Raw genomic sequence first — 6,543 nt, forward strand, 5'->3', positions numbered from 1 at the left:
ACATCCTAATATATCTTCTAAGTAAAGTCGTACCTCGATAAACTCAAATAACCCTACCGCTTTACTAAATTCTACCAATAAATCTACATCACTGTCAAAACGTGCTTCATCCCTTGCTACTGAACCAAATAGAGACAGAGATTTTACCCCTAGTTTTTCTAATTGTTCTCGGTGTTTTGCGAGAATTGTTAGTACCTCATCTCGTTTCATGGCTATTTCCTGAAATCTGATTCCTTCATTGTAACCTTAATGGTTGTCTCGTTGATATTGGCTCTCATGATGAAGTTTATTAAAATAGAAATTATTATTGAACTTAGAAATGCTCTGCCAGTGCCAAATACCACCATTAATTAGGTTGCTTAGGTTTTTCAAGTTGCTCTTTAACTAATTCTAGGGGAAGTTTTAACACTCTAGCAATTTGTTCGACGGTTAAGCCTTCTTTCATCAATTCTGTAGCGATTTCGAGTTTAGATTCTTCAGCAAGATTAGATTTTTGTAATTGATTTTCTGGTAGTTGATTACAGATATGACCTTTATTAATTTGGACACCGTTAACGACATTATTGTTAGCGACATTATAATAATATCTTCGCAGACTAGACCTAAGATTAGCTTTATTAACTTCTTCTCCTAAAATTTCCGATAAGGTTTTCCATAATTTACCAGCTACATCCTTAACATATTTCTCGGAACGATGATGACTTTTAGCGATTTCTGTGTATTTTTGATGGTTAATTACCCCTTCTAAGATTTCAGACTGAACATCATCTAAATTCTCTCCTGTATAGGAGAAGATGAGATTATCAACAGTTGTAATTAAAGAGTGAATATCAAAATTGTTCATTTTTAAACACAGAATCAAGATTAATAAGCTTTTACCTGACATTATATGACATTATAAGGTGTACGGTCAATTTAATATTATTTTTAGATTTAAGTTATTTGTCTTAATACTGCTTTATATAGCTTTATATAACTTTAAAAGCCTTGACAGTTAATATGAAGCTCACTTATTATCTGCGAGTGTTTTCATTAAGTCGCTAGTGGTGAAGAAAAAATGAACGTTCTCAACTTTGTTAAACGATTTAATCATTGGAAAAAATTTCTGGTTTCTGCAACGGCAACAATTGTATTGATTCCCCAATCAGTTGATGCTATTGTCGTCAAGACTGGAGATCCAGTATTTCCTAAAGATGGTAGTACAACTACGGTAAAATATCGAATATTTTGTCATCCAAGAGCCGACATTCCTCCTACATTCGGAGATGTCTCAATTCAAGTAAACTCTAATGATACAGCTATAGGTAAAGCTATCAAGTTAAAAAGTGCTCTTGATGCTCTTGAGATACATCAACTTTGTAAAGATCAAACTGTAATTGAAATTCCACCTGGAGATATTATTTTAGACCCACAGATTGTTAGTATAGTTAAGCTAGCTGGTGATGATTCTGGTCAGAAAGACATATTTGAGACAGGAAAAGGAACAAAAAACAAAGATGCCCCAAAAAAAGTTATTATTGATACGGGGCTTAGATTTGAATCTATATCGTTATCGGGGGTAAATTTAGACAGTAATGAATCTCAGTTTTTTGCGTCTTTTGGTTTTAATGATGGACTAAATGATTATGTTGCTACCTCAAATTTTACCTTTGGTGAGCTTCCAGACAATACAATTGATTCTTTGCTAACTTTAACTTATAGCAATCTGTTAGCATCGCTTCCCGTCTCATTTCAATCTTACTTGATTTTAGACTTAAATACTTATGAAATTACTTACAATTTTCCCTCTAATATTGTTAGTGCTTTTGTAGAAACCCAGAGTGACGATACTGGAGGAGGATATAGCCAAACAATAGAAATTAAGACTCCCGAACCCACCTCAACCCTAAGTCTTCTTTCCCTGGGAATACTTGGTGCAGGTGCAACCATAAAACGCAAAGTAAAACGCTCTCATTCAACCGAAAAAGAACCCAATAACGTCGGTTAAATTGCCTTTTTTTATAACTCATTCCCCCTTAATTTTAGACCAGTTGAGGGGGATTTTTATGCTCTTACTTCTCCCTCTTGTATTTTTAACTGAATATTTGCTATAATAAACAAAAGGTAAGCATCAATCATCTTCAAGCGATAGAAACTATTATTGAGGAACGACAAAATGAACTTAGAAATGCTTGGACAAAACACTTCTCAAGCTGAAGTAACTCATATTTCTTCTCATGGAATATGGATTCTGGCAAACGATGAAGAAATGTTTCTTTCCTATCAAGATTTTCCTTGGTTTCAAGATATACCTATTAGACAAATTTTAAATATACAAGAGCCTTTTCCTAATCATTTTTATTGGCCAGATTTAGATGTAGATTTAAGCAAAGAAATTATTAAAAATCCTGAGAGATTTCCTTTAAAAGCTAAAGCCTAGTTTTTATCCTTAATTAAGTGCGATGCCGAAGGCACTGCGTAGCAGCACGCTGATCTTGTAGGGTGCGTTCCCTAAGGCAACTTCTACCGCTCCAGCGATCGATTTTTGGGGAACGCACCATGCCTATTGATTGAAGCTGTAAGAACGATTTCTGCAAAGGCTGTGAAATTGAAGGCTCTTGTGCAGGTCAGTGTCAAGTCACTTTGGAGTCTTCCAGAAATGACAGTCAATTAGTTGGAAAAATGTGCGAGTTAATAATTGCAACTACACAGAATTTGGTTCACGAATATCTAGAAGGCCGCTGAAATTCTGTGTTTATGACTAAGAACTAGCTGCCCAAAGCAAAGATACTTCATATTGATTAAATGTTGAATCCGCACTCACAAGTGTCATATCTTCTACCTGAGCTTGTGCAATCAGCATTCGGTCAAAAGGATCACGATGATGTAAAGGCAATGCAGCCGCCCGCAAAGCATGAGAAGCATTGATCTCTAACGATCTAGCTCCTAGTTGGGTCATTCGAGTAGAGACATAATTATCTATTTGCTCTGGCAGTGGTAATTTACCGATTGAGACTTTAATTCCCATCTCCCAAACACTGGCAACAGAAAACCACACTTCATTGCTTTCGTTGGCAATTTGTTCAATTACATTCTCACTTAACTTGTCTGGTTGGGCAAACCACCACAGCCAGCATTGTGTATCCAGTAAAAGTCTCACTCCGCACCACCCTCAAATGCTACCAAAATATCTTCTGGTAAAGGGGCATTAAAATCATCTGGTACGGTAAACATCCCTCGATCTTGTCCTAAACTAGACCGTCGATCTAAAGATGTCCGAAATGGAACAAGTTTAGCAATTGGAATACCTCGGTTTGAAATAACGATTTCCTCTCCGAGTTCCACACGGGACAATAGCCGAGAAAGGTTTGTTTTAGCCTGATGAATGTTTACAGTTTCCATGCTCTTAAAAAACTAAGTCCACAAACTAAGTTTAGTTTAGTTGCGCTGATTCTGCAAGGGCAAGTTAGTTTGAATTGCGATGCCGAAGGCACTGCGTAGCAGATCGCCGCTCTTGTAGGGTGCGTTCCCTAATGCAACTTCTACCGCTCCAGCGATCGATTTTTGGGGAACGCACCATGCACATTCATTGAAGCTGTAAGTCTAGGCGTTGCCGAATCAAGGTATGAATGCCAACTGTGCATCGTATCCAAAAGTTAGTTTGGGTCTAGCGGCAAGATGTAGGCAGAGTAGTCAAGTGAAGTGTCCCATGCCTGAGCCTCACCTTGTATAGAGCCGATAAATGACTTTAGGATACAATGACTATAAAAGCTAGTAGCCAGTTGGATATATTTGTTATGGCATTAATATCCCGTGTTGTTCACAGTGATCCCGACATTCTAGGGGGAACCCCTGTTTTTGTAGGAACTCGTGTGCCGATGAGAACCGTACTTGATTATCTTGAGGCTGGTGATTCATTAGAGGTATTTCTAGACCATTTTCCTAGTGTCAGTCGGGAACAGGCGATCTCAGCCCTTGAATTAGCAAAGGAAATGTTGACAGCCTATGCGAATCCTGCTTGATGAATGCGCCCCACGCCCGTTAAAGCGTGAGCTTGCCGATTACGAGGTATGCACAGTTGTGTTGGCGAAAGCAGCATAACTCCGCATCCCCGGCGATATCTCGATCGCAAATCACGGGAATCTGCTGTTTAGCGATTAATTCCGCTTCTTCTCGACAAATAGCCCGAATTCCCACGGGTAAGGTCGGTAAACCCATTTCTAACAACCGACGCATCACACAGGCGTGGTTATGGTGGGAGCCTTCGTACTCAAAACGCATATCGCCATGGGCATCAATTTGAACCACCGTAAAAGGTTCCGATCAAGCCTGTCGATAAGCTTGTACTGCTCTTGTGGTGATAGCCTGTTCACCCCCGACGACGACGACAAATTTATCATCGGCAATTATTGGTTTGCTGCGGGCGATAATCTGGAAATATAGCCATCAGTTAGGCTGCTTCATCCTGCTGTAACAAAAAACAATTATCCCCCGATAGCGATCGCTAAAGGTCGAATAATTATCAATTTTTATCAAGAGGTGCGGTCAGACAGAGGAATCATCGCTAGAATGAGCCTAATTGTCAGAAATTTAGTTAAACAAGGTTTTTGGCAAGATGCTAGTCTGGCTAACAAGCTTTTGGGCGTGATATAGGGAAAAGTTCTGGTGATAGTTGACCCATATCGTTACTCTGGAGAGTTTTGTACAGAAAGTTGACCTATAATATGTAGTTATATTTTCAAGAGAAGAGAAGAAAAGAAATGTTATCAACACTTCTAAGTAAAGCTGTACAAAAAGCTCAAGAACTGCCAGAAGCAATTCAAGACGAACTGGCAGAGCAGTTTATTGAAGACATAGAAAATGAAATCAAATGGCAAGAAACATTATCTAAACCCCAAGACAGCTTAATTCTCAAAGAACTTGCTCAGAAAGCTATTGCGGATTCAGAAAACGGACAGACTAAAGAAATGGGATTTGATGAGTTATGAAGTCGGAACTAAATCCAGATTTCGTCGGCTTATTTCAACAGCTACCAGAAAGAGTGAAAAGAACAGCCAGAAAAAATTACAAGTTATGGAAAGATAACCCAAGTCATCCAAGCTTAGAATTTAAGGAGGTCAATCAAGAAGACCAGATCTAGTCAATCAGAGTCGGTATAGGTTGGAGAGCGCTGGGGAAGAATCAAGAGTAAGAATGTAATTGTTTGGTTTTGGATAGGCTCTCACGCAGAGTATGACAAATTGTTAAAGAAGTTGTGAACCAAGAAACATAACAAATAACCGCACCCGAAATAATAGTGAAATTTTGTGACAAAGTGCAGTCATATCTAAGAATCTTTGCTATAACTTTGGAAAGCTTCTGTGATAAGTTTCCTTAAAGGAGATTGTTTGCAGTAAGCTAATCTGGCTAACACGCTTTTGGGCGTGATATAGGGAAAAGTTCTGGCGATTGTGCCTAAATCGGGTGATATACCGAAAGTTGACCCATATCGTTACTCTGGAGAGTGTTATACAGAAAGTTGACCTATAATATGTAGTTAGCTGGCTAATTTGAAATGCTTCTGAGGCATTTAAAGAAACTTATTTGAGCTATTCTTACCATTTCATGCGACACAATTTCATGCGACGAAAGAAGAAGGCTCAGCAAAGATTGTCACCCTGGTTATCTGCACTACCAGTTGCGATTTTCCTGACCAGTTGCGATAGCATAATTGCGACTGGAGTCCGTTTTAGCTCTCCGCTTCCTGAACTCAGCCAAATTGCAGCCTTCTCGATCATATGGCTTATACCCGCATTCCTGATTGGGATATTTGTTAGTATAGATCATGATGAGATGACTACAGGGTACGGATCTGATGGTATAGTTTTTTTGCCAACAGGCAAGACAGTTCCTGGAGATCCACAGTCAGCTAATTTCTTGGCGAACCTTTGGCTTGTGGCTTATCCCATCGGCTATTTTTACTACACACATCTTGATAAACTAGCCTTGACATTGACGACTTTCCCTAATTTGGATTGGATTTTACTTAGGATTATTTTCCCGGCGTTGTCTCTTGCTTTGATTGCTTGGGTTATCTTAGCAATTTGGGAATTTTCTGATTCATTCTTCATTTTTAGGTGGTTAATTCTTGGTTGGAAAATCTTAGTCTCGCTTGCAACGATTAATTTGATAGGGTGGCTGCTTGCACTATTTGTTCCTTGGTTGTTAAACCTGGTTATTGATTTAGCTTCATGGCTCTTTCGGCGATAGGTTGAACCAAAATTTTGTACTGCGATAGTGCGATCGCCGATCTTGTAGGGTACGTTCCCTAATGTAACTTCTACCGCTCCACCGATCGATCGAAAAAGAACCCACTAACGTCGGTTAAATTGCCTTTTTTTATAACTCATTCCGCCTTAATTTTAGACCAGTTGAGGGGGATTTGCTATACTTTGCACGGCTACAACTTGCATTTTTTACTCAAGGACAATAATATAGTTTAAGAGTCATAATTAGAAGCAAAGCACTCATTAAAAACATGATTAACCTAGAATTCACGGAAGAAGAAAAGAACTCACTGTATTA

The 6,543-nt window shown here is 38.7% G+C and carries 9 protein-coding genes and 2 pseudogenes; 6 read left to right on the forward strand and 5 right to left on the reverse strand.

Features of this window, described 5'->3' with window-relative positions:
• Both O9324_RS17180 and O9324_RS17185 read right to left on the reverse strand, forming a co-directional pair.
• On the reverse strand, positions 1-210 hold a 210-nt coding region (locus O9324_RS17180), incomplete at its 3' end, for a nucleotidyltransferase family protein (RefSeq protein WP_288140820.1).
• Positions 211-346: 136 nt separating this feature from the next.
• Positions 347-844 (reverse strand): helix-turn-helix domain-containing protein, encoded by a 498-nt coding sequence (locus tag O9324_RS17185; protein WP_288140821.1) that lies wholly within the window; start codon positions 842-844, stop codon positions 347-349.
• A gap of 213 nt (positions 845-1,057) precedes the next feature.
• Here O9324_RS17185 and O9324_RS17190 point away from each other — a divergent pair, with 213 nt between their 5' ends.
• Positions 1,058-1,987: a hypothetical protein gene (locus O9324_RS17190; protein ID WP_288140822.1), complete on the forward strand. Its 930-nt coding sequence runs from the start codon at positions 1,058-1,060 to the stop codon at positions 1,985-1,987.
• A 168-nt stretch (positions 1,988-2,155) separates the two neighbouring features.
• Positions 2,156-2,419 carry a DUF2442 domain-containing protein gene (locus O9324_RS17195; RefSeq protein ID WP_106908190.1) on the forward strand — a complete coding sequence of 88 codons (264 nt, stop codon included), beginning with the start codon at positions 2,156-2,158 and terminating at the stop codon, positions 2,417-2,419.
• A 321-nt stretch (positions 2,420-2,740) separates the two neighbouring features.
• On the opposite strand, the gene O9324_RS17200 is transcribed toward O9324_RS17195, so the two are convergent.
• Positions 2,741-3,139, reverse strand: coding sequence for a type II toxin-antitoxin system VapC family toxin (locus tag O9324_RS17200; RefSeq protein WP_061430710.1), 399 nt, complete (start codon positions 3,137-3,139; stop codon positions 2,741-2,743).
• The gene (locus O9324_RS17205; RefSeq protein ID WP_008201147.1) at positions 3,136-3,381 is read right to left on the reverse strand and encodes a type II toxin-antitoxin system Phd/YefM family antitoxin; all 246 of its coding nucleotides are present in this window, start codon (positions 3,379-3,381) and stop codon (positions 3,136-3,138) included. Before O9324_RS17205 ends, O9324_RS17200 begins: the two co-directional genes overlap by 4 nt.
• A 356-nt stretch (positions 3,382-3,737) precedes the next feature.
• Between O9324_RS17205 and O9324_RS17210 the strand changes: the two genes are divergently transcribed.
• Complete coding sequence (locus O9324_RS17210) at positions 3,738-4,001, forward strand: DUF433 domain-containing protein (protein ID WP_002770842.1); 264 nt, start codon at positions 3,738-3,740, stop codon at positions 3,999-4,001.
• A gap of 85 nt (positions 4,002-4,086) precedes the next feature.
• On the opposite strand, the pseudogene O9324_RS17215 reads toward O9324_RS17210, so the two are convergent.
• Positions 4,087-4,389: pseudogene (locus tag O9324_RS17215) on the reverse strand (arginase family protein); the annotation flags it as partial.
• 350 nt (positions 4,390-4,739) lie between these two features.
• Between O9324_RS17215 and O9324_RS17220 the strand changes: the two are divergent.
• The 3 genes and pseudogenes from O9324_RS17220 to O9324_RS17230 all read left to right on the forward strand — a co-directional run bounded on the left by O9324_RS17220 (position 4,740) and on the right by O9324_RS17230 (position 6,228).
• Positions 4,740-4,967: a hypothetical protein gene (locus O9324_RS17220; protein WP_287628267.1), complete on the forward strand. Its 228-nt coding sequence runs from the start codon at positions 4,740-4,742 to the stop codon at positions 4,965-4,967.
• Positions 4,964-5,237 (forward strand): annotated as a pseudogene (locus O9324_RS27270) (ParE family toxin-like protein). Before O9324_RS17220 ends, O9324_RS27270 begins: the two are co-directional and overlap by 4 nt.
• A 361-nt stretch (positions 5,238-5,598) precedes the next feature.
• Positions 5,599-6,228, forward strand: a complete 630-nt coding sequence (locus O9324_RS17230) for a hypothetical protein (RefSeq protein WP_288140823.1) — start codon at positions 5,599-5,601, stop codon at positions 6,226-6,228.
• The last annotated feature ends 315 nt before the right edge of the window (positions 6,229-6,543 follow it).

The organism is Microcystis sp. LE19-84.1B, assembly GCF_027531875.1.
Lineage (GTDB): Bacteria > Cyanobacteriota > Cyanobacteriia > Cyanobacteriales > Microcystaceae > Microcystis > Microcystis panniformis.

Bases quoted from the DNA above. Each gene is read 5' to 3' on its own strand.
- O9324_RS17185 (WP_288140821.1), bottom strand. From the start codon at position 844: ATGAACAATTTTGATATTCACTCTTTAATTACAACTGTTGATAATCTC.
- O9324_RS17190 (WP_288140822.1), top strand. From the start codon at position 1,058: ATGAACGTTCTCAACTTTGTTAAACGATTTAATCATTGGAAAAAATTT.
- O9324_RS17195 (WP_106908190.1), top strand. From the start codon at position 2,156: ATGAACTTAGAAATGCTTGGACAAAACACTTCTCAAGCTGAAGTAACT.
- O9324_RS17205 (WP_008201147.1), bottom strand. From the start codon at position 3,381: ATGGAAACTGTAAACATTCATCAGGCTAAAACAAACCTTTCTCGGCTA.
- O9324_RS17210 (WP_002770842.1), top strand. From the start codon at position 3,738: ATGACTATAAAAGCTAGTAGCCAGTTGGATATATTTGTTATGGCATTA.
- O9324_RS17220 (WP_287628267.1), top strand. From the start codon at position 4,740: ATGTTATCAACACTTCTAAGTAAAGCTGTACAAAAAGCTCAAGAACTG.
- O9324_RS17230 (WP_288140823.1), top strand. From the start codon at position 5,599: ATGCGACGAAAGAAGAAGGCTCAGCAAAGATTGTCACCCTGGTTATCT.